We start from the raw sequence: 25,714 nt of genomic DNA, 5'->3' as shown, positions 1-25,714 counted from the left end.
GGCCGTCCGTGAGGCGCCCGCCCCCGCCGAAGCGACGCCGGCGCCCCTCGCGCAGGAGCCCGCGGAGGACCGCTTCGGCGGCGCCAAGGTGATCCGCTTCCCCGAGGATCTCGACGCCTTCGACGTGCTGCGCGAGGACGGCACGGTGCTCGCGGTCGATGCGGACACCTGCGCGGATCCGGAGGTGTTTGAGGCCGAGCGCCGCCGGCGCGGCCGCGGCGCGAAGCAGCCGCGCAGCATCATGACGCGCGCGGTGGACGCGCTTTCTAGGCGCGAGTATTCGCGGCGCGACCTTGGGCGCAAGCTCCTGCAGAACCTCGCCGAGGGCGAGACGCGCGAGGAGGTCGTCGAGGCGCTCGACCGCCTGGAGCAGCTCGGGCTCCTCTCCGACGAGCGCTACGCCGAAATGAAGGTGCGCGCGTCGGCGGGCCGCATGGGCGACCTGCGGCTGCGCCGGGAGCTCCGCATGAGCGGTGTTTCGGACGAGGCGATCGAGAATGCGCTCGCCGAAGTCGAGGAGCCCGAGGAGGTCCGCGCCTGGCGCATCTGGAGCCGCCGCTGGAGCGAGCCTCCGGAGAACTGGAAGGAGCGCGAAAAGATGGTGCGCTACCTCGCCGCGCGCGGCTTCGGCATGTCGGCGATCCAGAAGGTGATCCGCGGAGAAGTGGAGCTGTCGGAGGAGCAGTACTGATTTTGGTGAAGAAATTTTTTCGCCGCCGCCACCCTCAGGAAGGAAAAGCGGCGGCTAGAATTTGACGTTCAACAATCACTCCTTACAAATCATTCCGGGAGAAAGAAGTGGAGTACCTCTGGGACCTGCTGGTCAACCTGCACTGGGCCGCGGTCGGGCAGATCATCCTGATCGACATTCTGCTGGGCGGCGACAATGCGGTTGTGATCGCCATGGCGTGCCGCAACCTGCCGCATGAACAGCGTGCGAAGGGCATCTTCTGGGGTACGGCGGGCGCAATCGCGCTGCGCGTCGTGCTCATCACCTTTGCGGTGATGCTGCTCGACCTTCCGTTCCTCAAGGTGGTGGGCGCGCTCCTCCTCCTCTGGATCGGCGTGAAGCTCCTCATTCCGGAATACGAGTCGCATGAGAAGATCGAGGGCAGCCAGAAGCTCCTCGGCGCCATCAAGACGATCATCGTCGCGGACTTTGTGATGTCCTTCGACAACGTGATCGCCATCGCCGGCGCGGCGCAGCAGGCGCACGAGGCGCACCAGACGCTGCTCGTGATCTTCGGCCTCATCGTCTCCGTGCCCTTCATCGTCTTCGGCAGCCAGGTGGTCCTGAAGCTCCTCGACCGCTTCCCGATCATCATCTACTTCGGTGGCGGCCTCCTCGGCTGGATCGCCGGCGGCATGATCGTGTCGGACGGCTACGTGGTCTCGCACTGGCCCGAGATGAGCTTCATGGCGCACTACCCGGCCTGCATCGCCGGCGCCGTGCTGGTGGTGCTCGTGGGCTGGCTGATCGCGAGGAAGAAGCGCGCCGAGCACGAGGCGGCGCTCAAGCTCCACGCCGTGCCCGCGAAGGACGAGGCGCAGTAGCCCTTCCAAGCCCCGCGCACTTCCAAAAGAACGGCGGACGCTCCCATCAAACGGGAGGTCCGCCGTTTTGTTTTACCTGCGGCGGGCAATCCCCTCACACGTAGCGGCCCGTGACGCTCTGCGGTGCGCCGCGGATCTCCTCCGGGGTGCCCGTGGCGACGATGCGGCCGCCTGAGGCGCCGCCGCCCGGACCGAGGTCGATCACCCAGTCGGCGCTGCGGATGAGGTCGAGGTCGTGCTCGATCACAACGAGGGTGGCGCCCTGAGCGAGGAGCTTCTCGAAGATGCCGAGAAGGCGCGCGACGTCGGTCGGATGGAGCCCGATCGTGGGTTCGTCGAAGACGAAGAGCGCGTCGTCCTGACCCCGGCCGAGTTCGCTCGTGAGCTTGAGGCGCTGCGCCTCGCCGCCCGAGAGCCCCGGCGTCTCCTCGCCGAGCGTGAGGTATCCGACGCCGAGCGCTTCGAGGCGCTCGAGTCGGGGCGCGACGCCCTTGAGGTCGGCGCAGGCCGCGCGGGCGTGCGAGAGGTCCATGTCCATGAGTTCGGGGAGCGAATGCTCGGCGCCGTCGGCGCTCCGGCGGCGGATGAGGAAGGCCGCCTTGTCGTAGCGCGAGCCCCGGCAGGCCGGGCAGGGCACGTCCACGTCGGGGAGGAACTGTACGTCGAGGCTGATCTCGCCCGTGCCGTCGCAGACGGGACAGCGCAGCCGCCCCGTGTTGTAGGAGAAGTCACCGCTCTTCCAGCCGCCCGCCCGGGCGTCCTTCGTGCGGGCGAAGGCGCGGCGCAGCTCGTCGTGCACGTCGGCGTAGGTCGCGACCGTCGAGCGAATGTTCGCGCCGATCGGCGTGGCGTCGATGAGCTTCACGCGGCGGATGCCGGCGGCGTCGACCGACTTCACGTGCGCCGGAAGCGGCCGGGAGCCGATGAGCGCGTTGAGGGCGGGCACGAGGCTCTCGAGGACGAGCGTGGTCTTGCCCGAGCCCGAAACGCCCGTGACGACCGTGAGGCGTCCCTTGGGCACCTCGACCTCGAGGGGCTTGACGGTGTGGATCGGCCCTGTCGAGAGGCGGATGCGCCCGAAGCGGAACATGTCCGCCTTGGCCGCGCGCTCGGGGCGCGCCGGCGCGGCGGCGTGCCGCAGATAGGGCCCGATGAGGGATCTGGGATCGGCCGCCGCCTCGGCGAGCGGCCCCTGAACCACGACGCGCCCGCCCGCGGACTCCGCGCCCGGCCCCATTTCGATCAGCCAGGAGGCGTCCTTGAGAATCTCGACGTCGTGGTCCACGAGGACCACCGAGTTGCCGTCGGCGACGAGGTCCCGCATGACGCCCGAGAGCCCGGCGATGTTGGCCGGGTGGAGCCCGATCGAGGGCTCGTCGAGCACGTAGAGGACGCCCGTCGTGCGGTTGCGCACGGCGCGCGCCAACTGCACGCGCTGCCGCTCGCCCGTGGAGAGCGTGGCGGCGCTGCGCTCGAGCGCGAGGTAGCCGACGCCGAGCTCGAGGAGCCGCTCCGCGGCGTCGAGGAAGCTCGCGCAGATGCTTTCGGCCATCGGCCGCATCGCTTCAGGGAGAGTTTCGGGAATGCCCTTCACCCAGAGGGCGAGGTCCGAGAGGGGCATCCGGCAGGCTTCGTCGAGACCGATGCCGCGCACGCGCGGTGCGCGGGCGGCCTCGGAGAGCCGCGATCCGCCGCAGGCCGGACAGACGGATTCCCGCAGGAACTTCTCGACGCGCTTCATGCCCTTTTCATCCTTCACCTTCGCGAGGGCGTTCTCGACCGTGTGCACGGCGCTGTAGTAGGTGAAGTCGAGTTCCGCGGGCTGCGCGCCGTTTTTGGGGCGGTAGAGGATGTGCTTCTTCACGGCCGGGCCGTGAAGCACGATCTCACGTTCCTCGGGCGTGAGGTCGCGGAAGGGCACGTCGGTGCGCACGCCCATCGCACGGCAGACGTCCGTCATCAGGGACCACATCAAGGTCTGCCACGGGGCGACCGCACCCTCGTCGATCGTGAGGGAGGGGTCGGGAACGAGGGCCGCTTCATCCACTTCGCGCACGACGCCCGTGCCGGAGCACTTCGGGCATGCGCCGCGGCTGTTGAAGGCGAGGTCCTCTGCGCCGGGGGCGAAGAATTCGGCACCGCAGGTCGGGCACCTGAGGGGGCGCTCGGCGGCGACGTCCGTGGTGGGCGGCACGTAGTGCCCGTTCGGGCACCGGTGGCTCGCGAGGCGCGAGTAGATGAGGCGAAGCACGTTGAGGAGCTCCGTCCCCGTGCCGAAGGTGCTCCGGATGCCGGGCACGCCCGGGCGCTGATGGAGCGCGAGCGCCGCCGGGACGTAGCGCACCTCGTCCACCCGGGCTCGCGCCGCCTGGGTCATGCGCCGGCGCGTGTAGGTCGAGAGCGACTCGAGGTAGCGCCTCGACCCCTCGGCGTAGAGCACGCCCAAGGCGAGCGAGGACTTCCCCGAGCCCGAGAGGCCCGCGACCGCGACGATGCGGTTGAGGGGGACGTCCACGTTGACCGACTGAAGGTTGTGCACCCGCGCGCCGCGCACGAGGATGCTCTTTGGAATGAATCCGGGTTCGGCCATGCCGGACCTCCTGCCGCTGAGGTTGAGTTTAGAGATGAGTCGTTCACCGCTCCACCACGTCGATGAAGCCGCCGCCGAGACAGACGTCGCCCTGATAGAGCACGGCGCTCTGGCCGGGCGTGGCTGCCCACTGCGGCTCGTCGAAGGCGAGCGTGAAGGCGTCCGGACCCACCGCCGTGAGGCGGCAGGGGCCGTCGGCCTGGCGGTAGCGGGTCTTGACGGTGACCGGCGCCGACGGGTCGGGCGCGCGCCCGCTCACCCAGCTCGGGTGCACGGCCGTGAGTTCGTGCGAGAGGAGCCACGGATGGTCATGGCCCTGGCAGATCCAGAGCGTGTTGGTCTTGAGGTCCTTCTTCGCGACGAACCACGGCTCGCCCGTGGAGTCGTGCTGGCCGCCCACGCCGATGCCCTTGCGCTGGCCGAGCGTGTAGAAGGAGAGGCCGACGTGCTCGCCCACGACGCGCCCGTCGGGCGTGCGGATGGGGCCGGGCTCGGTCGGGAGGTAGCGGCTCAGGAATTCGCGGAAGGGCCGCTCGCCGATGAAGCAGATCCCGGTCGAATCCTTCTTCTTCGCGTTGGGGAGCCCGATGTCGGTCGCGATGCGGCGCACCTCGGTCTTCATCATCCCGCCCACGGGGAAGATCACCCGGGCGATCTGCTCCTGGGAGAGCCGGTGCAGGAAGTAGCTCTGGTCCTTGCCCGGATCGACGCCGCGCAGAAGCTGCGTCTCGCCCCCGGCGCGCGCGACGCGCGCATAGTGGCCCGTGGCGATCCAGTCCGCGCCCATGCGCATCGCATGGTCGAGGAAGGCGCGGAACTTGATCTCGGAGTTGCAGAGGATGTCCGGATTGGGCGTGCGGCCGGCGGAATACTCCCGCAGGAAGTCCGAGAAGACGCGCTCCTTGTATTCACGGGCGAAATTCACCGCCTCGATGTCGATGCCGACCACGTCGGCCGCGGCCGCCGCGTCGAGGAAGTCCTGCCGCGAGGAGCAGTATTCGCCGTCGTCGTCGTCCTCCCAGTTCTTCATGAAGAGGCCGACCACCTCATAGCCCTGCTCCTTCAGGAGCCAGGCGCTCACCGAGGAGTCCACGCCTCCGGAGAGGCCGACAACGACTTTCTGCTTTGCCATGTGCGTGTGCGGCGACCCTATAGAATCGGGCGGCCGGTCAAGAAGTTCATCACGGGCGGCATTCTAAGAGAGGAGTGAGATGCAGGAAGTGAAGTCGGGCGCCGCAGGCGCCATCGAGTTGGCGGTGAACGCAGGCCGCGCACGGGCACAGGCCTTCTGCGGACGGCTCGGGATTGAGAAGCCCTTTCTCTCGGCCCCGATGGAAGGCGTCGCGGGAGTGGATCTCGTCGCGGCCGTGAGTGAAGCGGGAGGCTTGGGCGTTCTGCCCGTGGGCGAAATGACGCCCGAAGAAGTAGCGGCGGCCGCAGCCGCTGTCCGCGCGAAGACGACGAAGCCCTTCGCCTTCCAGATCCGCATCCCCCCGAAGGGCGGCCGCGCCCCGGAGGCGCTTCATCAGTTGGCCGACGGACTCTCCGCGGTTTTCGAGGACCTCGGACTTCCCGCTCCCCTCTCGAAGGAGGGGCGCGAGCGGTACGACTTCACGCTCGATCGCGCTGCCGCGCGCTTTGAGGCGCAGTTCGCCGCCGTTCTTGCGGCCCGTCCCGCGGCCGTTCTCTCCACGTCGGGAGGTTTTCGCGAACCCGAGGCGGAGGCGCTCTTCGACGCGCGGATCGTGAACATCGGCACGGCGACCACGTTGCGCGAGGCGAAGGTGCTGCGTGCGGCCAAGGTCGACGCCGTGGTGCTCCAGGGATCGGAGGCGGGCGGTCCGCGCGCGAACTTCGAGGACCGCGACGACGTGATGACGGGCCTCAACGCGCTCGTTCCCGCCGCGGCGAAGGCAACCCGCCTTCCGGTCGTCGCCGCGGGCGGCGTCTGCGGGCCCGAGCAGGCGCTCGGTCTCGTCCTCGCCGGCGCTTCGGCCGTGATGTGCGGCACGGCCCTCACGGGCGCGGCGGAGTCGCTTGCCACGCCCTACACCAGGCGCGCGCTCGTCTGGGCCGACGCCGCCGCGCTCACCACGACGCGGCTCTATACGGGCCGGCTTGTGCGGTGCCTGCGCTCGCCCCTGCTCGACGCGCTCGCCGACTACGAAGCGGTGCTCCCGGCCTGGCCGCTCCCCGAGGTGCTCATGCGCCCCCTCACGGAGGCGGCGCGCCGCGCGGGCCGAGAGGAGCTCGAGGCGGTCTTCCTCGGTCAGTCCGTGGGCAGAAGTGCCTACCGCACCGCGTCCGAAGCCGTTGAGCGCATCACCGCGCTCATCGCCTGAGGCCCGCATCCGCTTTTCCTAAAAACAAAGCAGAAGGCCTCGTCCGGGATTCCGGTGCGACCTTCCGCCTTCATGAAAAAAGCTCCTGCAGCTGCTTTCGCTGTAGGAGCTTTTTTTGCAATGCGGTTTCATTGACGGCACTCTGCCGTGCGGCGGGACGGATCAACGGGCGGCGATCGTCCCGAACGCGTTGAGTCGCGGACGCCTGCGGCTTTCAGGATGCACTTTTCACCGGCCGAGCAGATGCATGAGCGGGAAGGCGAGCAGCGGCGCCATGAAGGCGGAGATGATGCCCGAGACGCCCATCGCGAGACCGGCGAAGGCGCCCGCGCGCTGGCTGATGAGGAACGCCGCGCCCGTGCCCATGCCGTGCGCGGAGAGGCCGAGGGCGCAGCCGCAGACCGGGTCGGAGCGCAGCCGCAGCAGGTTGAAGATCGGCCGGCCGATGATCGAGCCCGTCATGCCCGTGAGGACCACAAGTGCGGCCGTGAGGTCGGGCAGACCGCCGATCGACTCGGAAATGCCCATGGCAATCGGGGTCGTCACCGACTTCGGCACGAGGGAGAGGAGCGTCTGCGAGGAGACGCCCAGGGCGCTCCCGATGAGGATCACGGAGACCATCGCCGCCGCGCACCCGCCGAGCAGGCCGAGGAAGAGCGGTAGCCAGAGGCGCGCGAGCTTCGATCGCTGCTCGTAAATCGGCACGGCGAGCGCCACCGTCGCGGGCCCGAGCAGGAAGTGGATGAAGTTCGCGCCCTTGAAGTAGGTCTCGTAGGGCACGCCCGTCACGACGAGGATCGTGATCAGGAGCGCCACGGCGATGATGATCGGGCTCGCGAAGGGATTGAACTTCGCTGCCTTGAATACCACCTGGCCGAAGACGTAGAGCCCAAGCGTGAGGCAGAGCCAGAAGGCGGGGTTCGCCTCGAGGTGTTCGAAGGCGTCGAGAAACAGAGCTTCCATTTTCCGGCTACTCCTCGTCCTTGATCTTCATGCACTTTTCGACGGCGATGATGATGTAGGCCGTCACGAGCATGGCGATGACCGTTGAGGCGACGAGCGTCACCATGATGCCCACGCCCTCGTTGAGGAACCGCTCGCCGTGGCGCATGATGCCCACGCCTGCAGGCACGAAGAGGAGCGACAGGTTCGCGAGGAGCACGCCGGCGGTGGGACGCACCCGGCCGACGAGGTCGTCCTTCACGAAGAAGGAGAGCAGCATGAGCACCATGCCGAAGACCGGGCCCGGAACGGGCAGGCCCGTGAGGCGGCTGATCAGTTCGCCGACGACCTGGTACCCGAGGACGATCGCAATGGAGGAAAGCATGTGAAAAGTCGGGATTCAGGGCTCGTGAGGGTATTCCCTGTGAGGGAAAACGCGGGTCCTGGGTTCACGGATAATGAGGGATCGCATTCTGTCACGGTTTCGGCCGATCGTCTTCCCAAACGGGTTGATCTGAGATAAGGCGCGGCCATGTCGTTCTTATAGAGGAATTTTTTCCGTCATGACTCAGGAAAAGGAAGTCCCGTTCGTTCTGAAGGGTGAATACATCACGCTCGACGCGCTCATGAAGGCCGCCGGCCTCGCCTCGACGGGCGGGGAGGCGAAGGCGCGCATCCTGGAGGGCGAGGTGAAGGTGGACGGCGTCGTGGAGACCCGGCGCGGGCGCAAGCTCCGCGGGGGCGAAGCGGTCTGCGCCGCGGGCTCCGTGATTCGCGTCGAGGCCGATCCCGCGGCCGCGGCTTCCGCGTTGGAAAAAATCAACCCGGCAAAATAACCTGCGGATTTCATTGAGGAGAGAGGCCATGTCCAAGAACACCATTCCCCCGCTTTCCGAAGCAGTCTTCGCCCAGGTTGAGGCGCTCGCCCGGAAGCCCGAGGTGAAGGCCGCCTTCGAGCAGGCCGCGCGCGAAACCGACCGCGCGATGGAGGAGCAGGTCGAGCTCTGCGAGATCGAGGCGCCGACGTTTCACGAAGAGAAGCGCGCCGCGCGCGTCGCTGAACTGATGCGTGCGTACGGCCTCACGGACGTCGTGATCGACCCGATCGGCAACGTCGTCGGCCGCCGTCCCGGCAAGGGCGAGGGCCCCGTGCTCGCGATCGGCGCGCACATGGACTCGGTCTTCCCGGCCGGCACGGACGTGAAGGTCCGCCGCGAGGGGAACATCTACCGTGCGCCGGGCATCGGCGACAACTGCGCGGGTCTGCGTGCGCTTCTGCAGGTGCTGCGCATGTTCAACGACAACAAGATCGAGACTACGGGCGACATCCTCTTCGTCGGCACGGTCGGCGAGGAAGGCAACGGCGATATCCGCGGCTCCAAGGACCTCTTCTCGGGTAAGCGCCACATCGACGGCTTCATCGCCGTGGACTCGACCGACGTCGGCCGCGTTCTGAAGGGTGCGACGGGCTCGCACCGCTGGCGCCTCTCGATCGACGGCAAGGGCGGCCACTCGTACGCCGACTTCGGCGTCTGCCCGTCGGCCATTCACGCGATCTGCCGCGCCGGCGCCAAGATGGCGAACTTCCGCGTTCCGTCCGATCCGAAGACCACCTACACGATCGGCACGATCAAGGGCGGCACGACGGTGAACTCGATCGCCGCGCACTGCGAGGTCGAGGTCGACATGCGCTCGGTCAACAACGAGGAGCTCCTCAAGCTCGAGGCGGCCGTGCTCGCCGCCTTTGAGGAGGCCGTCGCCGAAGAGAACGCCTTCTGGGGCGTCACCGAGGACGAATGGCGCCTCAAGCTCACAAAGACCCAGATCGGCAACCGTCCCGCGGGCATGCGCCCGGACGACTGCCCGGTGCTGCAGGTCTCGCGCTCCGCGCAGAAGGTCCTCGGCATCGAGCTCACGAAGTACATCTGCTCCTCGACGGACGCCAATGCCCCGATGAGCCTCAACGTGCCCTCCACCTGCCTCTGCTCGGGCGGCCGCGGCGTGAACGCGCACTCGCTCACCGAGTACTTTGAGAAGGTGGACACCGAGCTCGGTCCCCAGCTCGTCTTCCTCGCCGCTGCCGCCCTCGTCGGCGCCTGCGGCGAGAAGCCGGTGCTTCCGGTCCGCAAGGCCTGATTCGTCCCCGCTCCCGGAGGGGCGCCCCGCTGAGGGGTGCACCTCCCCGGAAAAGAAGAAAGCCGCACCTCCCGTCGCCGGGGATGCGGCTTTTTTCAACGTCCCGAAGAAGGGCTTTAGAGGTCCTTCAACTCCCGGCGCAGGATTTTTCCGACCGGGGTCTTCGGGAGGCTGTCGACGAAGACGATCACACGCGGGATCTTGTAGCGCGTGAGTTCCTTGGCGCACCAGGCCTTCACGTCGGCTTCGGTGAGCGCCGGGTCCTTCTTCACGATCACGGCCTTCACAGTCTCGCCCGACTTCGCGCTCGACACGCCCGTGACGCCTACTTCGAGGACGCCCGGCATCGCGGCAATCACGTTCTCCACCTCATTTGGATAGACGTTGAAGCCCGAGACGATGATCATGTCCTTCTTGCGGTCGGTGATCGAGATCACGCCGCGGTGGTCCATGTGGCCCATGTCGCCCGTGCGGAGCCACCCGTCGCGCATCACGCCCGCGGTCTCCTCGGGCTTGCGCCAGTAGCCGCGCATCACCTGCGGGCCGCGCACGCAGATCTCGCCCGTGTACGGTGTGGGGTCGGCCCCCTCCGGGCAGACGCCGAGGTCGCGGAAGCCGTCGCCGCGGATCGAGACCTCGGTCGAGGAGACGGGCGCGCCCACCGAGCCGTCCCAGGGGGCGCCCGGGATGTTGCCGCACACGGCGGGGCTGCACTCCGTGAGGCCGTAGGCCTCGAGGATCGGCACACCCGTCTTCTTGAGCCACTCTTCGGCGACCACCTGCTGGACCTGCGCGCCGCCGCCGCAGGTGAATTTGAGCCGCTTGAGCTTCGCCGCGGCGAAGACCGGGCTACGCAGGAGCGCCGCGAAGAGCGTGTTGACACCGATGATCACGGAGACGTCGTGCTTGATGCACTCGCGCGCGAGCGCGTCCATGTCGCGCGGGTTGGTGATGAGCACCATCTCGGCGGCCCACTTCGTGAAGACGAGCGTCGCCGTGAGCGAGAAGATGTGGTAGAGCGGCAGCGCCGTGAGGACCGTTTCGCGCCCCTCTTCGAAGGCGTTGGAAATCCACGCGCTCACCTGCAGGATGTTGGCGATGATGTTGCGGTGCGTGAGCTCGGCGCCCTTGGCGACGCCCGTGGTGCCGCCGGTGTACTGCAGGAACGCGAGGTCGGAGGACTTCACTTCGACGGACTTGAACCCTGCGGAGGCGCCCCGGGAGAGCGCGTCGCGGAAGAAGACGGCGCCGGGGAGCGTGTACTCGGGGACCATCTTCTTCACGTGCTTGATGATGAAGTTCACCATCCAGCGCTTCGGAATGGGAAGCATGTCGCCCGCGGCCGTGAGGACCACGTGGCGGCAGTCCGTCCCGGGCAGGGCTTTTTCGAGCGTGCGGGCGAAGTTCTCGATGATCACCACCGCCTTTGCGCCGGAGTCTTCGAGCGTGTGGTGCACCTCGCGGGCCGTGTAGAGCGGATTGATGTTCACGACCGTGAGCCCCGCGCGCAGGATGCCGAAGACGGCGACCACGTACTGCAGAAGGTTGGGCATCATCAACGCGACGCGGTCGCCCGGTTCGAGGCCGAGCGTCTGCAGATAGGCCGCGAAGTCGATGGAGAGCTTCCTCGCGTCGGCGTAGGAGAGGTCGGCGCCGAGATTGGTGTAGCCCGTGCGCTTGGGGAACTTGCGGGCGGCCTCGTCGAGGACGGCCGGAATGTTCGGGTAGCTGTCGGGATCAATCGTGTGCGGAACGCCGGCGGGATAGACGCCGTACCAGGGGAAGTCAGCCATTGGAGGTTTCCAGAAAAATCAGAGCGGGCCCGAGTGTAACCGAAAGGAGGGGCTCAAAGAGCGTTGTTCAGAAGCAAAATGCCGGCGCGGGGCGCCCGGGGAGGGGACGCGCCGGCGCCGGCATTGCGGAATTCCGGACGGGGCGCGGCGCGCTCCGTCCGGAATCGTGACCGTCAAGCCTGCAACGTGAGGCAGTGGCGGGCGTAGTTCTCGACGTCTTCCCAGTCGGTGTAGTCGATGATGGCGGTCGGCTCCGTCGGGCCCTTCGTCATCTTCATGATCATCTGGATCGCCTTGGTGTCGAACCAGCGCCAGTTCGGGTAGTCCACCTTGCCGGCGAAGCAGTGCGCGTCCTTGGGCTTCCAAGGGTTGTTCTGCAGGAACTTGCGCGTGTAGACGTTGCCCTCGGGCGTGGCCTTGGCGGGCGTGCGGGCGACGACCGAAACGGAGAAGAAGCTCGTGGCCTTGGCGTCGAGGATCGCCTTGTAGCGGTTGACGAAGGCGACCAACTGACGCTCGAACTTGCCGTAGAAGACCGGCGCGCCGATGATCACGAGGTCGTACTTGTTCCAGTCGAGACCCTCGCGGTCGGCTTCCATCACGCACATCAGATCGGCCTGGTTGCCTTCGGCGATCACCGTCTCCCAGATGCGGCGGGCGATGCGGGCGGTGTGGCCGTAGTTGCTGTGGTAGAGAACGAGCACTGACTTCATTTTTTGTTTCTCCTGCGTGCGGCAGGCGTCGAGATGGGAAAACGATGGGCCCAACTGCCGCCGCCTGACGTCCGCGCCTGCTGATTCGAATGTGGCGGACGTTGTTGATGTTATCGCGGGGGGATTTTATGGTTCTTAAGAGCCGCCGCCCGACCTCCGCGGGGTTTCCCCTGAGTCTGAGGCGCGGCGGGTGCTGATTTCCCGGGAAGATTTCACGGTGCGGCGCGCGGTCGGTGTTAGAATCCGACCCCTTAAGTACGTCCCGCGACGCGGGCCGCATCCGCGCGGCCGTCCCGGGTTCCGTTTCCCTAAAGATGGATTCATATGGCAAAGGAAGATCTCATTGAGATGTCGGGTCAGGTCCTGGAAGTGCTCCCGGACGCCCGCTACCGAGTGAAGCTCGACAACGGTCATGAACTGATCGCCTACACGAACGGCAAGATGCGCAAGCACCACATCCGCATTCTCGCCGGCGACCGCGTTTCGCTCGAACTTTCGCCGTACGATCTGACGAAGGGCCGCATCACCTTCCGTCATATCGAGGGCCGCGCGCCCGCCGCGCCGCAGGGGCAGCGCCGCCGCTGAGGCCCATCCCGCCCTTGCGTCCGTTCCGGCTCCCCTAAGGACCCGGGGCGGCGTGAAAAAGAAGAAGCCCGCTCGAAGGAGATTCCTTTGCGCGGGCTTCGTCGTTTCTGCGGCCGGGAGAGCGCTCCTCTCTGGCAAGGAGCTCCCTGGGAGCGCCGCTAGAAGACGTCCTTGAACGTGATGAAGAAGTTCGTCGTGAGGTGATAGAAGACCGGCGCGGCGAAGGTGACGGGCGCGAGGCGCGCGAGCAGCCCGCGCGTCATGTAGGTCTCCTCTTCGCCCGCGAGCCGCTCCACACCCATGCTGCGGCGGACGCAGTTGAAGACGAGGTCGCCGAGAACGCCCGCGATCACGACGGCGAGCGACATCAGGAGCGCCTGCCAGAAGCGGAAGGGCGTGATCCAGTACATGAGCGCGCCGGCGATGAAGCCGCACAGGCACCCGATCGTCGTGCCCACCACGGTGCGGTTCATGTTGAAGCGCAGCTCTTTGCCCTTGAGCATCGAGCTCGCCAATGCGCCGCAGAGGTCCGAGACGAAGATCACGAGCAGGAAGTAGAGCATCAGGAGCGGCCCGGAGGAGCCGTAGCGCGTGAGCTCGAGCGTGGCGATCGCCGGCGCGTGCGAGAGGCAGAAGACGCAGAGCATCAGACCCCACTGCACCTTCGCGACGCGCTCGAGGTAGCGGTCCGTGTCGTGCGAGAAGGCCATGATCACCGGAAGCGCGAGGAAGAGGTAGACCGGGATGAAGAGCGTGAAGATCTCCGGTCGGTCAAAGCCGATGGCGACGTACTGGAGCGGAATCGCCAGATAGAAGGCGACCACGAGGGCGTAGTGGTCCGTGGGCTTCGTCGGCGTGATCGCGATGAACTCGCGCAGCAGGAAGAAGCTGATGAAGGCGAAGAACAAGAGGAGCGCGGGCTGCCCGAGCAGGAAGGCGATCGTGAAGACCGCGATGAGCCACCAGGCCATGCGCAGGCGCGAGGAGACGACCTTGAGGCGCTGCCGGCGCTCCGGTGTGACGACGCGGCTGAGCGCCCAGGAGACGTAGAAGGTGCCCAGGGCGGCGATCAGCGTCAGGCCGACGAAAAGGAAGGCGTACGCTTCCTGAATGTGGAAACCGAGTCTCATGCTTTGGAAAGTTCAATGACGGCGTCGCGCGCGCGGTTGAGGAAGTCGTCCTTCAGGTCGGTGGGCGAGTGCGGGATCGGGGCGCCGAAGCGCACCGAGCAGACCGTCGGGACCGGAATGAGCACGCCCTTGGGCATGGCGCGGTGCAGGTTTTCGATGTAGACCGGAATGAACTCGACGTCGGGGAATTCCGTCATCAGGTGCCAGATGCCCGACTTGAAGGGGCTCGGCAGCGGCTGCGGCCGGCGCGTGCCCTCAGGGAAGATGATGAGCGAGTCGCCCTGACGGAGCGCCTCGCGCAGCGGGTCGAGCGGGTTGGCGTGTTCGCGCCGGCGCCGGTCGATGAGCACGCAGCGCAGCTCGTCGAGGGCGATGCGGCGGCGTAGCACGCCCTTCTCCCAGTAGTCCTTGGCGGCGACCGGGCGGACGCGGCTGCGCAGCTCCGGCGGCAGCGACGCCCAGATCACGATGGTGTCGAGGTGGCTCGTGTGGTTGGCGAAGTAAATGCGCTGGCGCGGAGACGGCGCACAGCCCTGCCAGTGCGGATAGGCGCCGACGAGAAGGCGCGTGAGCCACACGATGGGGGTCATCAGCTTGAACGGGGTGAACACTGCTTTTGACGTCTCTTGACGTGAAAGGTGAATGCAATCCCTCCATTATCCTGCATCCGGCGTCGGTCGGACCGAGGCGAGCGCGCCCTCGATGAAGCGCTCGAGCGCGGCGGGCGTGCAGCGGCCGGCGAGCGCCGTCTCGTCGGCGCCGCCGGTGAAGAAGACGACGCAGGGAAGGCGCGAGACGCCGCAGGATTGGGTGAGCTCCTCCATGCGCGCGACGTCGGCCTCGGCAAAGTGCGCCCGCGCGGCGTACTTTGCGGCGGCCGCCTCGAAGACGGGCGCCGAGGCGCGGCAGGCGCCGCACCAATCGCCCGTGAACCGCACGAAGACAGGGCCGCCCGCATTGATGAGGGACTCGAGGGCGGTTGGGCTGAGCTCGAGCGCGCTCACGGCTGTGCCTCCCGGCGTCCCGGGTGCGCCGCCCGCTCGGCTTCGTCGCGGGCCTTCTCGGTTGTCTTCTCCGTGCGATTTATGGGCGAGGCGATCTTCGTCACCGCTGGATCGTCGAGCGAGCCCTTCACCTCGTATTCGGTCGAGAGGAAGTTCGAGATCTGGTCCTTGAGGACCCATTGCGCGATGAGGGTGCCGATGCCGACGGCGGGGTTGGCGATGGCGAGCGCGAGCGAGGGCCCTTCGGCGTTGATGCTCGGCAGTACGAGCGCCTTGAGGTCGAGGATGTTGTTGACGAGGTCCACGTTGCCCGAGGTGACCACCGTGGCGGCGCTCCCGGCGAGTGCGGTCTTCTCGACGCGCAGAACGCCCGACTCGAGCCGGGACTGCGCGTTGAAGGAGTCGAAGCGCAAGCCCTTGGCGAGGACGTCGCGGAAGTCGAGCGTGAGGCGGCGCAGCAGGTGCTGCATCGAGAGTAGCGAGAGGAGCCGCCCCGCTCCCGGCTCGACCTGCAGCAGCTGCCCGGCGCCAAGTTCCATCGAGACGGGGCCCGAGAGGGTCCTGAGGCTGAAGGCCGAAGGTCGGCCCGCCCAGGAGAGCTCAAGGTCGGCGCGGCCGGGGGCGCCGCGCAGGACGTCGTCGAAGGCGAGGCTCGAGAGCATGTCGCCCGCATCGCGCACGATGAGCGCGGCCTTGAGTTTGGTCGTGCCGGCCTCTTCGGGGGTGGGCCGCAGCCAGCCGCCCGAACTCGTGAGGGTCGCTCCGGCATTGCGCACGACGAGCTCGTCGAGGCGCCACTCCCGCCCGAGGGCGGTCATCGGCAGGTTGTGCGCCGTCGCCTCGAGCTTGCCGATGCGGCGCTCGCCCCAGCGGAGGTCGTCCACGACCACCGAGAGGTCGGGCAGCATCGGCATCGCGTTGAGGGCGTCGAGGACGGAGGAGCCTTCGCCGGAGGTTCCGGAAGGTTGCGCGGGGGCGGTATGCGCAGCGGCGTCCTTCGGTTCGGCGGCGGGCGCGGCAGGAACGTAGAGGCGGCCGAGCTTCACCGTGAGCTTCGGCGTGCGCCCCGGAGCCTCCTCGAGGTATTCAACCTGGCCCGAGGCGAGCGGGCCCTGCGTGCGCAGGTGCCAGAGCCCCGGGAGCTGCAGCCAGGTGGCGTCCACGCCGCCGAACGAGCGCTTCTTCCAGACGAGGTCGTCGGCGGCGAAGTCCACGCGGGTGAGGGGGGCGGGCTTGGGGGCGGCACCTGCGCCGCGCTGCGCCGCGTCAAAGTGTGCGCCGGCGCGCTCCCAGGCCTGCGCCCAGGCGGTGAGGTCCACCGCGCCCGTCTTCACGACGGCCTCGAACCCCGAATCGACGCGCCGCATCGGGGCGCCGACGCCCACGAAGCCGTGCGAAAGCCGGTCCTTCTCCCAGGCGAGCGCGACGTTGACGAGGGGCGCGGTGGTGAATTCGAGCGCGGTCGAGCCGCCGCCGCTCCGGTAGGAGAGCTTCGCGGGGAGCTTTTCCGCGGCGGTTTTGCTCAAGGGGGCGGGGAGGTGGGAGGCGACGCCCTCGAGCGAGCTCTCGGCTTCAAGCCGGAAGGGGGCGCCCGCCGCCCAGGGGATGAACACCTCGGCACGCACGGGCGCGGCGCCAGAGAACTCACGGAACCAGGGCGCGAGGAAGGGATGGTCGACGAGGCGCTCGAAGTCTTCGGCCGAGCTCTCGGCGTGGATGTCGAGGCGCACCGCTTTGGCGTCCGAGGCCGCCGTGACCTTGAGCGGACCCGCCGCCGTGCGGCCGGCAAAGGGCTTGGGCGTCGAGATGCCCTCAGAGGCGACGACGAGTCGCCCCGTGAGGTCGAGCGCTTCGGGAAGGATGGGCAGATACGTGAAGCGCCCCTTCGAGAGGTCGGCCGTGACGGTGTAGGAGGTCTTGTCTCCGGGTCCCAGCGGCACGTGCAGGGAGATTGCGGCGGAGACGGGGCCCGAGCCCTTCGACTGCGCAAAGGGCGTGCCGATCGCGTCCCGGAGAAACTTCGCGCGGCCGAGGTAGGCGAGCGCGGCGCCGAGGTCGCCCGTCACCGTGCCGTCCACGGTGAGCACCGGCGGCGAGGCGGTGAAGTCGGCGATCTCAACCTTCACTTTCGAGGCGGAGAGCTGCTGCGAGCGCGCGCTCTTGCCCGTGATCGTCATGCGGTTGCCGACGAAGGCGAGGTGCCCCCGGATGTCGGTGAGGACGGGCCACTCGGCCGCGCGCACCCAGCCGCCGTCGGCGCCCTTTGCGTGCGAGGGCATGAAGTCCATGGAGCCCGCCTCGACGTCCGCCTCGATGCGGAATTCGCCCTTGTCCCGGTCCGCGCCGTCCCAGGGGAAGCTCTCGAGCGGGCCGCGCACGGCGAAGACGCCGTTGGCGCCGCGCCCGGCGATCACGGCCGACTCGACGTAGTCGAGCGCCGGGTCGCCCACGACCAGGGGGAGGTACTTGTGCACGGCCGCGCCGTCGGCGCGCTCGATCGTGCCCGAGAGGTCGATTTCGCCCGGGCCTCCCGTGCCGCGCCACCTGCCCGCGGCCCGCGCGAGTCCGTCGCCGTTGAGGAGCACGACGTCGGTAAAGGCGAGCTCCAAGGGATCGCCCATCTTCACGTGCACGGCGCCCGTGAGCTTCGTCACGTCGAAGCGCGGCGTGCGGAAGACCTGCGGGAAGTAGAGCGCGGCGTAGTGCGTGTCGAGTTCGATCGTGAAGGCGCCCGCGCCTTCGGCGCGCACCATGCCAGAAAGGTTGCGGAAGCCCGGGAGCGGTCCATCGCCCGCGGGAAGCGTGAGGCCGGTGAAGTTCCCCGAGAGGGTCCAGTTCTTCGGATCGGCCCAGTCGCCCTCGAATGCGGCCGAGACGTCCGAGAGCTGCCCCGAGACGGCCTTTTCAGTCAGAAAGTCGAGCGCCGCCTGCGGGAGCGGCAGCGCGGGGCCGAGCCGGGCGATCGTGCCGACGGCCACTTCGGAGGCGCTGAAGCGGCAGCCCGTGGGCGTGCGCGTCTCCGTGAAGCCGCATTCGGCCGTGAGCTCCGCCGGGCCGAAGCGCGTGCCTTCGCCCGTTTGGAAGGCGAAGTTCGAGGCTGTGAAGCTCAATGACGAAGCGCTCTGCGCGAAGGCGAAGCGCCCTGAGAGCGACGGAAGGTCGAGTTCGGCGAGTTCGGGTGCGATCTGCGCGCGCACGTCGGCGACGTTCACGGATCCGGAGAGTCGTGTGATCCGGTCGCCCTCGAAGTCCGCCCAGAGCTTCGCCGCGCCGAAGCCGTCGCGCAGGATGCCGCCGAGGCCGATCCGTTCGAGGAGCCGGTCCACGGCGGTGCGCGGCAGGTCCGCATAGGCCGTCCCCCGCCAGGTGAGCGGGTCGTCGGCCTGCATGAAGAAGTGCTTCTCGATGCGTCCGCGCAGGTCGAAGGCGCTTGCTGCGTCGTCGATGCGGATCTCGCCCTGCGCGGCGGCGCGGTAGTCGAGGATGCGCTGCTCGAAGGCCGCGTTGACGCGCTCGAGCGAGACGGTGCGCGCACTGGCGGCCGTCTCGTCGGTGTAGCGGAAGGAGCCCCCCTCGATCATGAGGCGCCCCTGGGCGAAGAGCAGGCCGAGCACGCTCGCACCGGCGGTGTCCTTGCTCTCCTCCCGGGGAGACGAAAGGTCGATCGTGAAGCCCGCGACGTCGAAGGTGCGCGCGCCGATGCGGCGCACGTTGAGCTCGGGATTCGAGAGGATGAGCGTGGCGAAGCGCGGCTCGAGGTGCCAGAGCGACCCCCAGGCGAGCTCGGCTTCGATTTTGGGCAGATGAAGCGACACGGGGCCGCCGCGGCGCGTAAGGGTCACGTCCTCGAGCACGACGACCGGGCGCAGCAGCGTGAAGCCCACCTCGATGCGGTCCGCCTTCACGACGACGCCCGTGGCTTCGGTGAGGAGTCGCTCGTATTCGGAGAGATGCTCGGGGAGCTCGTGCGTGACGAACCAGCGCGAGAAGAGGATCGCCGCGCCTGCGGTGAACCAGAGTGCGAGAAGCACCCTGAGCGCGGTGCGCGCAAGCGGCCGGGCTCCGCGCGCAGTGCGGGGAGGCCTGCCGCCGCTCTTGGTGGTTCGGCGGGTTTCGTTCACGGTTGTTTGATGGAGGACGGTGCGTTTTGGGTGAACGTTAGCACGCGTCGGCGCGCCGGGGCGCGGAGCAGGTGCTACATACAATTGCATCAGGCGCGCGTCTTTTCTTCCTCGGGGAGGAGACGCGTATCCGCACGCCTGTCCAAAAGTGGAGGAAGAGGAAATGGAGAAGCCCACGCTCGAGCAGACCGCAGAGCTTTCAGTGTTCGCCGCGCGTTCGCTCAAGGCGATGCTGCCCGGCGGGACGGACGCAGAGAGGCTCGAGCGGTTCGCGTTGCTCTGCAGCGAGCCCTGGACGCGCGGGCGCATCGTCCAACGCATCGGCGCGGCCGCAACGAGCGAGGCGCTCGACCTGGAGCTCCGGCTCCTGAGGCGCGACCTGATGCTCTCCCTCATCGGCCGCAACGCCACCGGAGCCTGCGGCTACGACGAGGTGGTCGAGACGATGACGATCTTCGCCGAAGAGGCCGTGCGGGCGGTGGTGCGCGTGCATGCGCGCGAGCTCGCCGAACGCCTCGGCGTTCCCTCGAGCCCCGAGGGCGTGCCGCAGGACCTCCTCGTGGTCGGCATGGGCAAGCTCGGCGGCGCCGAACTCAACGTGTCCTCCGACATCGACCTCATCTTTCTCTTCGACGAGGACGGCGAGACGCGGCCGACCGCGGAATTCCCGAACGCCCGCCGCTCGGTGACGAACGAGGAGTTCTACGCGCGCCTCGCGCGGCGCATCATTCCGGCCCTGAACGATCCCGAAGGGCCAGGATTCGTCTTCCGCGTGGACATGCGGCTGCGCCCGAACGGCGACGCCGGACCCATCGTCTCCTCGAGCGGCATGCTCGAGGAGTACCTCTACACGCAGGGCCGCGACTGGGAGCGTTTCGCCTGGCTCAAGGGCCGCGTCGTGAGCGGTCCGGTCTTCGCCCCGCCCAAGGCGTTCGCGCAGCAGGTGAAGAGTATCCACGACCTCGTGCAGCCCTTCGTCTTCCGCAAGTACCTCGACTTCAACGCGATCAGTTCGCTCACGAAGCTCCATGAGCTCGTGCGCGCCGAGACGAACCGCCGCGAGCAGGCGCGCGGGCGCGAGGGCTGCAACGTGAAGTTGGGCCGCGGCGGCATCCGCGAGATCGAGTTCATCGTGCAGACGCTGCAGGTGATCCGCGGCGGGCGCGAGCAAAAGCTGCACGGCCGCTCGACGCTGCCGATGATCGACGCGTTGGTTGAGGCGGGCGCACTCGCCGAAGACGTGGCGCACCGCCTCTCGGCTGCCTACGTGTTCCTGCGCGACGTCGAACATGCGCTGCAGTACGTGGACGATCAGCAGACGCAGTGGCTGCCGCGCGGGGGCGACGTGCTCCGGCGCGCCGCGGGACTCCTCGGCGCCGACCCCGACGAACTTTGGCGCGAGGTCGAGGGCGTGCGTGAATTCGTCGCCTCGGCCTTCGACGGCGTCTTCCACGTGAACGAGGAGAAGGCCGAAGTTCAGGACGAGGGCCGCTGGCCCCTCGGCTGGGCCGAAGGGACGCCCGCCGCGCCCGAGATGCTCGAACATCTGCTCGAGCGCTTCGGCTACGGCGCGGCCGCGGCCGCCAACGGTGAACTCGCCTCACGCATCCTTTCGCTCGTGCGCGGCCGGCGCTCCTCGATGCTCTCCGAAGAGGCCCGCACGCGCCTGCGCCGGCTCGTGCAGTTCGTGGTTGAGAAGTGCCCCGAGTGGATCGAGCGCTCCGGTGCGCGCGTGATCTCTCCGGCCGAGGAGCTCTCGCGCTACCTGCAGCTGCTCGAGGCGATCGCGGGGCGCTCGACCTATGCGGCGCTGCTCTACGAATACCCGAGCGCCGCGGCCCGCGTCGGCCGCGTGCTCGCCGCTTCGCGCTGGAGCACGGACTACGTCGTGCGCCATCCGATCGTGCTTGACGAGCTTGTCGATGCGAGGAGCTCCGAAATGGACGACTTCACGCCCGTCGAGTGGAGCGCCTGGCGGGAGTCCCTCCACGCGGAGCTCGTCTCCGCCGAAGGCGACCAGGAGCGGCAGATGAACTATCTGCGCGACGCGCACCACGGCGCGGTCTTCCGGCTTCTCGTCGCGGATCTCGACGGGCGGTTCGCCGTCGAGCGGCTCGCCGACCAGCTCTCGGCCCTCGCCGACGCGGTGATCGCCGAGGTGCTCGACCTTGCCTGGTCGGGAATGCCCGGCCGTCCCGAGGAGCCGCCGCACTTCGCCGTGATCGGCTACGGGAAGCTGGGCGGCAAGGAGCTCGGCTACCAGAGCGACCTCGACCTCGTCTTTCTCTACGACGATCCGGATCCGGACGCGGATCGGCGCTACAGCCGACTCGTGCGTCGCATGATGAGCGCGCTCACTGTGCAGACCTCCTCGGGCAAGCTCTTCGACGTCGATCTGCGGCTGCGGCCGAACGGCGAGAACGGACTCGCGGTCTGCTCCTTCGAGATGTTCTCGCGCTACCAGCGCAACATCGACGGCAACGGCGCCTGGCTCTGGGAGCACCAGGCGCTCACGCGCGCGCGGTTCGTCGCCGGCGACCCGGACCTCGGCCGGCGCTTCGAAGTCGAGCGCGCCGAGATTCTGCGCACCCCGCGCGACCGCACGGCGCTCGCACGCGAGATCGGCGCGATGCGCGCGCGCATGCTCGAGGGCCACGCCAACACGAGCGGGCTCTTCGACCTGAAGCAGGATCGCGGCGGCATGGTGGACGTGGAGTTCATCGTGCAGTACTGCGTGCTCGGCTGGAGCGCGGAGCACCCCGAGCTTGTCAACAACTTCGGCAACATCCTGCTCCTCGAGATGTCGGCGCGCCTCGGCATCCTCGACGAGACGCTCGCCGCCCGTGCGGCGTGCGCCTACCGCCGCTACCGGGCGCTGCAGCACGAGATCCGCCTCAACGCGGGCGAGAGCGTTCCGGCGCGCGTTCCGGCCGCCATGATCGAGGACGAGGCGCAGGCCGTGCGCGCACTCTGGCGCAGCGTCTTCGGCGAAGACGGGCCCGAGCGCAAATCCGCGTAACGACATCTTTCCGGCGCGCCCGAGGCGGGTGCGTCCGGGCCTATCATCAGCACTTTTCCCACGTCTAAACGCAGAGTTCCTCATGCCGCTTTTCCGTTCTGAATACCATGCGCCTTCGTGGTGCCCCGGCGGACACCTTCAGACGGTCATTCCTGCGCGCATCACCCCGCGTCCGCACGTCGCGTACCGGCGCGAAATCGTGGACACGCCCGACGGCGACATCGTCGCTTGGGACTGGGCGACGCCCGAGCCCGCGGACCCGTCCGCACCCGTGCTCGTGCACTTCCACGGACTCGAGGGCGGCAGCGACAGCCACTACGCCGAGGCGCTCATGAGCGAGTGCGCGCGGCGCGGCTGGCGCGGCGTCGTGGCGCACTTCCGCACCTGCGGGGGCGTGATGAACCTCAAGCCCCGCGCGTACTTCGCGGGCGACACGGCGGACAACGCCTGGGTGCTGCGCACCGTGCACGGGCGCTTCCCCGCAGCGAAGCTCTACGCCGTCGGCGTCTCCCTGGGCGGCAACCAGCTCGTGAAGTGCCTCGGCGACCTCGGCCGTGAAGCCGAAGGGCTCGTCGAGGCGGCCGTCTCGATCTGCGCACCTATCGACCTCGTCGCCGGGAGCGAGCGCATCAACAAGGGCGTCAACACGCTCTATGCGGACATGTTCCTCAAGACGCTGCGCGAGAAGCTCATCCTCAAGGCGAAGCAGTACCCGGACATGTTCGACATCGAGGCTGTCAAGCGCTGCCGAAGCCTGTATGATTTCGACGACATCTATACGGCGCCGGTCCACGGGTTCAAATCCGCCATGGACTACTGGCAGAAATGCTCCGCAAAGCAGTATCTGCCCAACGTGCGGGTGCCGCTTCTCCTTCTGAACGCCAAGAACGATCCGTTTCTGCCTGCCTGGGTTCTTCCCACGGCCGCAGAGATGAGCTCGTCCGTCATCGGTGAATTCCCCGAGGAGGGCGGCCACGTGGGCTTCCCCGAAGGCGGGAGGTTCTCGGGAGACCTGTGGTATCTGCCGCGCCGCGTGATGCGCTTTTTCGGCACCGGCAGCTGAATCCTGCTGCGTCGGGTGCCCCTCCTTCGTTGACCCACTTCGAAGGGCGCGCCGGATTTCCGCCGGAGATGCGCCCTCAGGAGCACCCATCATGGCCGCCAGCCGCATCTCGTCCTTCGCGGACCTCAACTCGCACTCCTCCCGCATCGGGCTCGTCACGCTCGTCCTCTTCATCCTCACCATTCCGCTCGGCAACTGGGTGGTGATGAACGTCGGCCTCGTCTGCGACCCGAACGGTCCCTGCCTCATCCCCGTCTGGCCCGGCGTCTGGTCGCCCTCGGCCGTGATGCTCGCCGGCCTCGCCCTGGTGCTGCGCGACGCCGTGCAGTCGCTCCTCGGCAACCTCTGGACGGTTGCGGCGATCCTTGCGGGCGCCGTGCTCTCGGCCGTCCTCGCCGAACCCGCGGTCGTGCTCGGCTCCACCTGCGCCTTCCTCTTCTCCGAGCTCGCCGACTTCGCCGTCTACACGCCGATGAGAAAGCGCCTGCCCTCGACGGCGGTGATCGTCTCGGGGCTCGTCGGCTCGGTGGTGGACAGCATGATCTTCCTCACGCTCGCCTTCGGTTCGCTCGACTACCTCTTCGGACAGGTGCTCGGCAAGTTCTGGATGAGCCTCGCGGGCGGCCTCGTGCTCTGGCTCTGGCGTCAGCGCCACGCCGAATTGAGCGCCGTGCGCGCCTCCTGAGGCCCCTCCCGCCGGCTAAGCGCCTCTTAACGGCGGGCGGCGACAATCCCAGGGCACACATTCTTCCTTCGGGCCGCCGCGTGCGGCCCGACGTTTGTCCGCTCTCAGCCGGGGCGGACGGTCCGCCGAGGCTCTCATGCAGGATTCCACCGTCCCCAGCGCCGCGCAGCCGCGCGCCGCGGTTCTCCTCATCAACACGGGTTCGCCCGACGCGCCCGAAGCGGGCGCGGTGCGCGAGTACCTCGCGGAGTTCCTCTCCGACGGCCGCGTGATCGAGCTGCCGAAATGGAAGTGGTGGCCGATTCTCCACGGCATCATCCTGCGCGTGCGGCCCGCGAAGAGCGCCGAGCGCTACAAGAGCGTCTGGACCGAGGCGGGCTCGCCCCTCATCGTCCACACCCGCCGCACGGCCGAAAAGCTCGAGGCCGCTCTGGGCGGAAGCGTGCGAGTGGCCTGGGCGATGCGCTACGGACGCCCGTCGGTCGCCGACGTTCTGCGGGGCCTCTGCGCCGGGGGGATCGAGCGCGTCCTCGTGATGCCGCTCTTCGCGCAGTACGCGCCGCAGACCACGGCCGCCTGCTTCGACGCGGTCTTCAAGGCCGCGCTCGGCATGCGCAGCGTCCCGGCGCTGCGCACGGTGCGCGGCTACCACATCGAGCCGGAATACCTCGACGCGCTGGCGCTGCACGTGCGCCGCTTCTGGGCGCAGGCGGGCTCGCCCGTCGCCGCGGGCGGCAGGCTGCTCATGAGCTTTCACGGCGTCCCGAAGAAGGGCGTCGAAATGGGCGACGTCTACGAGAGGGAGTGCCGGGAGACGGCTGCCGCGCTCGCGCGCCGGCTCGAGCTCCCCGAAGGCGCCTGGACGGTGTCGTTCCAGAGCCGCTTCGGGCGCGACGAATGGCTGCAGCCCTACACGCTTCCCCTCGTTGAGAAGTGGGCCCGCGAGGGACTCCCGCGGCTCGACGTCCTTTGCCCGGGCTTCGCCGCGGACTGCCTCGAGACGATCGAGGAGATCGGCGGGGAGCTGCGCGGCGCCTATCTGAAGGGCAATCCTGCAGGGACCTTCAACTACATCCCAGCCCTCAACGACTCCGACGAGGCGGTCGGCGCCTACGCGGCCGTCGCGCGGCGCGCGCTCGCGGGCTGGATCTGACGCGCCCCCGCGGCCCTTGAAAACCGGGCCCGCCGCCCCCATATGGAAGGGAAATGGATTCAAGGGCGCATGGAGGCTGTCCCGGCGTCCCCGGCGGACGACGGGACTCACTGCGGTCCGCGCGCTCTTCAGACCCGAAAGGATGAACGGAAAAAATGACTGAAGCTCAGAACGAAACGGCCGGGAAGAAGTCCCAGGAAGAGTGCTGCTGCGGCGGCGAAGGCGGCTGCGGTTGCCACGGTCACGAAGCGCATGAGGCCGCTCCCGAAGCCGCGAAGGCCGGGTGCGGTTGCGGCGAAAAGAAGGAGGCGGGCGCTGAAAAGACCTGCACCGTCGAGGATCTGCAGGTCGCGCTGAAGCTCTCCGAGGCGAAGGTTCTTGAGCACTACGACCTCTACGTTCGCGCGATGGCGGAACTTGAAAACACCCGCCGCCGCTCCTCCGAGGAGATCGTGAAGGCGCGCAAGTACGCGATCGAGAAGTTCGCTGAAAACCTGCTCCCGGTCGTCGACAGCCTTGAGAAGGCCCTCGAGGCGACGGCCGGCCAGCCCGACAGCCCGATCCGCGAGGGCATGGAGGCGACCTACCGCCAGTTCATGCACGCGCTCGACGTCTCCGACATGAAGCCGATCGACCCGAAGGGCGAGCCCTTCAACCCGCATCAGCATCAGGCGATCACGATGGTCCCGGCGCCTGAGGGCCTGAAGTCGGGCGACGTCGTGCAGGTCTTCCAGCGCGGTTGGAGCATTGCGGGCCGCGTGCTGCGCCCGGCGATGGTGAGCGTCGCACAGTAAGCCTGCGGCGCCTCCCTGCAGCGGCCCCCGAAGCCCCGGCTCCTCTCCAGACGGAGGTCCGGGGTTTTTTCATGCTTCCCGGAGGGCGCC

General features: G+C 68.2%; 21 protein-coding genes. 11 read left to right on the top strand and 10 right to left on the bottom strand.

Features of this window, described 5'->3' with window-relative positions; translation table 11 throughout:
- Together ACT6Y9_RS01050 and ACT6Y9_RS01045 are read left to right on the top strand one after the other, a co-directional pair.
- A partial coding sequence (locus tag ACT6Y9_RS01050; protein ID WP_443743198.1) for a regulatory protein RecX occupies positions 1–691 on the top strand: 691 nt, incomplete at its 5' end.
- Positions 692–798: 107 nt separating this feature from the next.
- Positions 799–1,554: a TerC family protein gene (locus ACT6Y9_RS01045; RefSeq protein ID WP_295480968.1), complete on the top strand. Its 756-nt coding sequence runs from the start codon at positions 799–801 to the stop codon at positions 1,552–1,554.
- Positions 1,555–1,648: 94 nt separating this feature from the next.
- Here ACT6Y9_RS01045 and ACT6Y9_RS01040 read toward each other — a convergent pair whose 3' ends face one another.
- The gene (locus ACT6Y9_RS01040) at positions 1,649–4,144 is read right to left on the bottom strand and encodes an excinuclease ABC subunit UvrA (protein WP_443743197.1); all 2,496 of its coding nucleotides are present in this window, start codon (positions 4,142–4,144) and stop codon (positions 1,649–1,651) included.
- Positions 4,145–4,187: 43 nt separating this feature from the next.
- A complete protein-coding gene (gene mnmA / locus ACT6Y9_RS01035; RefSeq protein WP_443743196.1) occupies positions 4,188–5,276 on the bottom strand; it encodes a tRNA 2-thiouridine(34) synthase MnmA in 1,089 nt (362 codons plus the stop codon).
- 79 nt (positions 5,277–5,355) lie between these two features.
- Here mnmA and ACT6Y9_RS01030 point away from each other — a divergent pair, with 79 nt between their 5' ends.
- On the top strand, positions 5,356–6,486 hold the full coding sequence (locus ACT6Y9_RS01030; RefSeq protein WP_443743195.1) for an NAD(P)H-dependent flavin oxidoreductase: 1,131 nt from the start codon (positions 5,356–5,358) through the stop codon (positions 6,484–6,486).
- Positions 6,487–6,714: 228 nt separating this feature from the next.
- On the opposite strand, the gene ACT6Y9_RS01025 is transcribed toward ACT6Y9_RS01030, so the two are convergent.
- Complete coding sequence (locus ACT6Y9_RS01025) at positions 6,715–7,449, bottom strand: LrgB family protein (RefSeq protein ID WP_443743194.1); 735 nt, start codon at positions 7,447–7,449, stop codon at positions 6,715–6,717.
- A 7-nt stretch (positions 7,450–7,456) separates the two neighbouring features.
- Positions 7,457–7,813: a CidA/LrgA family protein gene (locus ACT6Y9_RS01020; protein ID WP_295478329.1), complete on the bottom strand. Its 357-nt coding sequence runs from the start codon at positions 7,811–7,813 to the stop codon at positions 7,457–7,459.
- A 178-nt stretch (positions 7,814–7,991) separates the two neighbouring features.
- Here ACT6Y9_RS01020 and ACT6Y9_RS01015 point away from each other — a divergent pair, with 178 nt between their 5' ends.
- Both ACT6Y9_RS01015 and ACT6Y9_RS01010 read left to right on the top strand, forming a co-directional pair.
- A complete protein-coding gene (locus ACT6Y9_RS01015) occupies positions 7,992–8,264 on the top strand; it encodes an RNA-binding S4 domain-containing protein (protein ID WP_443743193.1) in 273 nt (90 codons plus the stop codon).
- Positions 8,265–8,292: 28 nt separating this feature from the next.
- The gene (locus ACT6Y9_RS01010; RefSeq protein WP_443743192.1) at positions 8,293–9,564 is read left to right on the top strand and encodes a M20/M25/M40 family metallo-hydrolase; all 1,272 of its coding nucleotides are present in this window, start codon (positions 8,293–8,295) and stop codon (positions 9,562–9,564) included.
- Between the two features lie 116 nt (positions 9,565–9,680).
- On the opposite strand, the gene ACT6Y9_RS01005 is transcribed toward ACT6Y9_RS01010, so the two are convergent.
- The gene (locus ACT6Y9_RS01005; RefSeq protein ID WP_295478337.1) at positions 9,681–11,357 is read right to left on the bottom strand and encodes an AMP-binding protein; all 1,677 of its coding nucleotides are present in this window, start codon (positions 11,355–11,357) and stop codon (positions 9,681–9,683) included.
- Between the two features lie 173 nt (positions 11,358–11,530).
- A complete protein-coding gene (gene hemG, locus ACT6Y9_RS01000; RefSeq protein WP_295478340.1) occupies positions 11,531–12,070 on the bottom strand; it encodes a menaquinone-dependent protoporphyrinogen IX dehydrogenase in 540 nt (179 codons plus the stop codon).
- Positions 12,071–12,394: 324 nt separating this feature from the next.
- Here hemG and infA point away from each other — a divergent pair, with 324 nt between their 5' ends.
- A complete protein-coding gene (infA, locus tag ACT6Y9_RS00995) occupies positions 12,395–12,655 on the top strand; it encodes a translation initiation factor IF-1 (RefSeq protein ID WP_295478343.1) in 261 nt (86 codons plus the stop codon).
- Positions 12,656–12,813: 158 nt separating this feature from the next.
- Here the strand turns inward: infA and ACT6Y9_RS00990 are convergent, their stop codons facing one another.
- From ACT6Y9_RS00990 to ACT6Y9_RS00975, 4 genes are all read right to left on the bottom strand, one after another.
- Complete coding sequence (locus ACT6Y9_RS00990) at positions 12,814–13,785, bottom strand: phosphatidate cytidylyltransferase (protein WP_443743191.1); 972 nt, start codon at positions 13,783–13,785, stop codon at positions 12,814–12,816.
- The gene (locus ACT6Y9_RS00985; protein ID WP_295478386.1) at positions 13,782–14,375 is read right to left on the bottom strand and encodes a lysophospholipid acyltransferase family protein; all 594 of its coding nucleotides are present in this window, start codon (positions 14,373–14,375) and stop codon (positions 13,782–13,784) included. The genes ACT6Y9_RS00990 and ACT6Y9_RS00985 overlap by 4 nt, the downstream gene beginning before the upstream one ends.
- A gap of 66 nt (positions 14,376–14,441) precedes the next feature.
- Complete coding sequence (locus ACT6Y9_RS00980; RefSeq protein WP_295478350.1) at positions 14,442–14,789, bottom strand: thioredoxin family protein; 348 nt, start codon at positions 14,787–14,789, stop codon at positions 14,442–14,444.
- Complete coding sequence (locus ACT6Y9_RS00975) at positions 14,786–18,820, bottom strand: YhdP family protein (RefSeq protein WP_443743190.1); 4,035 nt, start codon at positions 18,818–18,820, stop codon at positions 14,786–14,788. Before ACT6Y9_RS00975 ends, ACT6Y9_RS00980 begins: the two co-directional genes overlap by 4 nt.
- A 253-nt stretch (positions 18,821–19,073) precedes the next feature.
- Here ACT6Y9_RS00975 and glnE point away from each other — a divergent pair, with 253 nt between their 5' ends.
- The 5 genes from glnE (at position 19,074) to grpE (ending at position 25,624) form a co-directional block, all read left to right on the top strand.
- A complete protein-coding gene (glnE, locus tag ACT6Y9_RS00970; RefSeq protein WP_443743189.1) occupies positions 19,074–21,929 on the top strand; it encodes a bifunctional [glutamate--ammonia ligase]-adenylyl-L-tyrosine phosphorylase/[glutamate--ammonia-ligase] adenylyltransferase in 2,856 nt (951 codons plus the stop codon).
- Between the two features lie 82 nt (positions 21,930–22,011).
- Positions 22,012–22,992: a YheT family hydrolase gene (locus ACT6Y9_RS00965; RefSeq protein ID WP_295478360.1), complete on the top strand. Its 981-nt coding sequence runs from the start codon at positions 22,012–22,014 to the stop codon at positions 22,990–22,992.
- 91 nt (positions 22,993–23,083) lie between these two features.
- A complete protein-coding gene (locus ACT6Y9_RS00960) occupies positions 23,084–23,677 on the top strand; it encodes a VUT family protein (RefSeq protein ID WP_295478362.1) in 594 nt (197 codons plus the stop codon).
- Positions 23,678–23,813: 136 nt separating this feature from the next.
- Positions 23,814–24,830, top strand: a complete 1,017-nt coding sequence (hemH, locus tag ACT6Y9_RS00955) for a ferrochelatase (RefSeq protein WP_295478365.1) — start codon at positions 23,814–23,816, stop codon at positions 24,828–24,830.
- A 155-nt stretch (positions 24,831–24,985) separates the two neighbouring features.
- On the top strand, positions 24,986–25,624 hold the full coding sequence (gene grpE / locus ACT6Y9_RS00950; RefSeq protein ID WP_443743188.1) for a nucleotide exchange factor GrpE: 639 nt from the start codon (positions 24,986–24,988) through the stop codon (positions 25,622–25,624).
- Positions 25,625–25,714: the final 90 nt, after the last annotated feature.

Origin of the sequence: Sutterella sp. (assembly GCF_052272535.1) — a bacterium.
GTDB lineage: Bacteria > Pseudomonadota > Gammaproteobacteria > Burkholderiales > Burkholderiaceae_F > Sutterella.
This window is presented reverse-complemented; position numbering and strand designations above follow the sequence as displayed.

Coding starts and splice junctions, on each gene's coding strand:
- infA (WP_295478343.1), top strand. CDS start 12,395: ATGGCAAAGGAAGATCTCATTGAGATGTCGGGTCAGGTCCTGGAAGTG.
- mnmA (WP_443743196.1), bottom strand. CDS start 5,276: ATGGCAAAGCAGAAAGTCGTTGTCGGCCTCTCCGGAGGCGTGGACTCC.
- ACT6Y9_RS01020 (WP_295478329.1), bottom strand. CDS start 7,813: ATGCTTTCCTCCATTGCGATCGTCCTCGGGTACCAGGTCGTCGGCGAA.
- ACT6Y9_RS00985 (WP_295478386.1), bottom strand. CDS start 14,375: ATGACCCCCATCGTGTGGCTCACGCGCCTTCTCGTCGGCGCCTATCCG.
- grpE (WP_443743188.1), top strand. CDS start 24,986: ATGACTGAAGCTCAGAACGAAACGGCCGGGAAGAAGTCCCAGGAAGAG.
- ACT6Y9_RS00990 (WP_443743191.1), bottom strand. CDS start 13,785: ATGAGACTCGGTTTCCACATTCAGGAAGCGTACGCCTTCCTTTTCGTC.
- ACT6Y9_RS01030 (WP_443743195.1), top strand. CDS start 5,356: ATGCAGGAAGTGAAGTCGGGCGCCGCAGGCGCCATCGAGTTGGCGGTG.
- glnE (WP_443743189.1), top strand. CDS start 19,074: ATGGAGAAGCCCACGCTCGAGCAGACCGCAGAGCTTTCAGTGTTCGCC.
- ACT6Y9_RS01005 (WP_295478337.1), bottom strand. CDS start 11,357: ATGGCTGACTTCCCCTGGTACGGCGTCTATCCCGCCGGCGTTCCGCAC.
- hemG (WP_295478340.1), bottom strand. CDS start 12,070: ATGAAGTCAGTGCTCGTTCTCTACCACAGCAACTACGGCCACACCGCC.
- ACT6Y9_RS01040 (WP_443743197.1), bottom strand. CDS start 4,144: ATGGCCGAACCCGGATTCATTCCAAAGAGCATCCTCGTGCGCGGCGCG.
- ACT6Y9_RS00960 (WP_295478362.1), top strand. CDS start 23,084: ATGGCCGCCAGCCGCATCTCGTCCTTCGCGGACCTCAACTCGCACTCC.
- ACT6Y9_RS01010 (WP_443743192.1), top strand. CDS start 8,293: ATGTCCAAGAACACCATTCCCCCGCTTTCCGAAGCAGTCTTCGCCCAG.
- ACT6Y9_RS01015 (WP_443743193.1), top strand. CDS start 7,992: ATGACTCAGGAAAAGGAAGTCCCGTTCGTTCTGAAGGGTGAATACATC.
- ACT6Y9_RS01025 (WP_443743194.1), bottom strand. CDS start 7,449: ATGGAAGCTCTGTTTCTCGACGCCTTCGAACACCTCGAGGCGAACCCC.
- ACT6Y9_RS00965 (WP_295478360.1), top strand. CDS start 22,012: ATGCCGCTTTTCCGTTCTGAATACCATGCGCCTTCGTGGTGCCCCGGC.
- hemH (WP_295478365.1), top strand. CDS start 23,814: ATGCAGGATTCCACCGTCCCCAGCGCCGCGCAGCCGCGCGCCGCGGTT.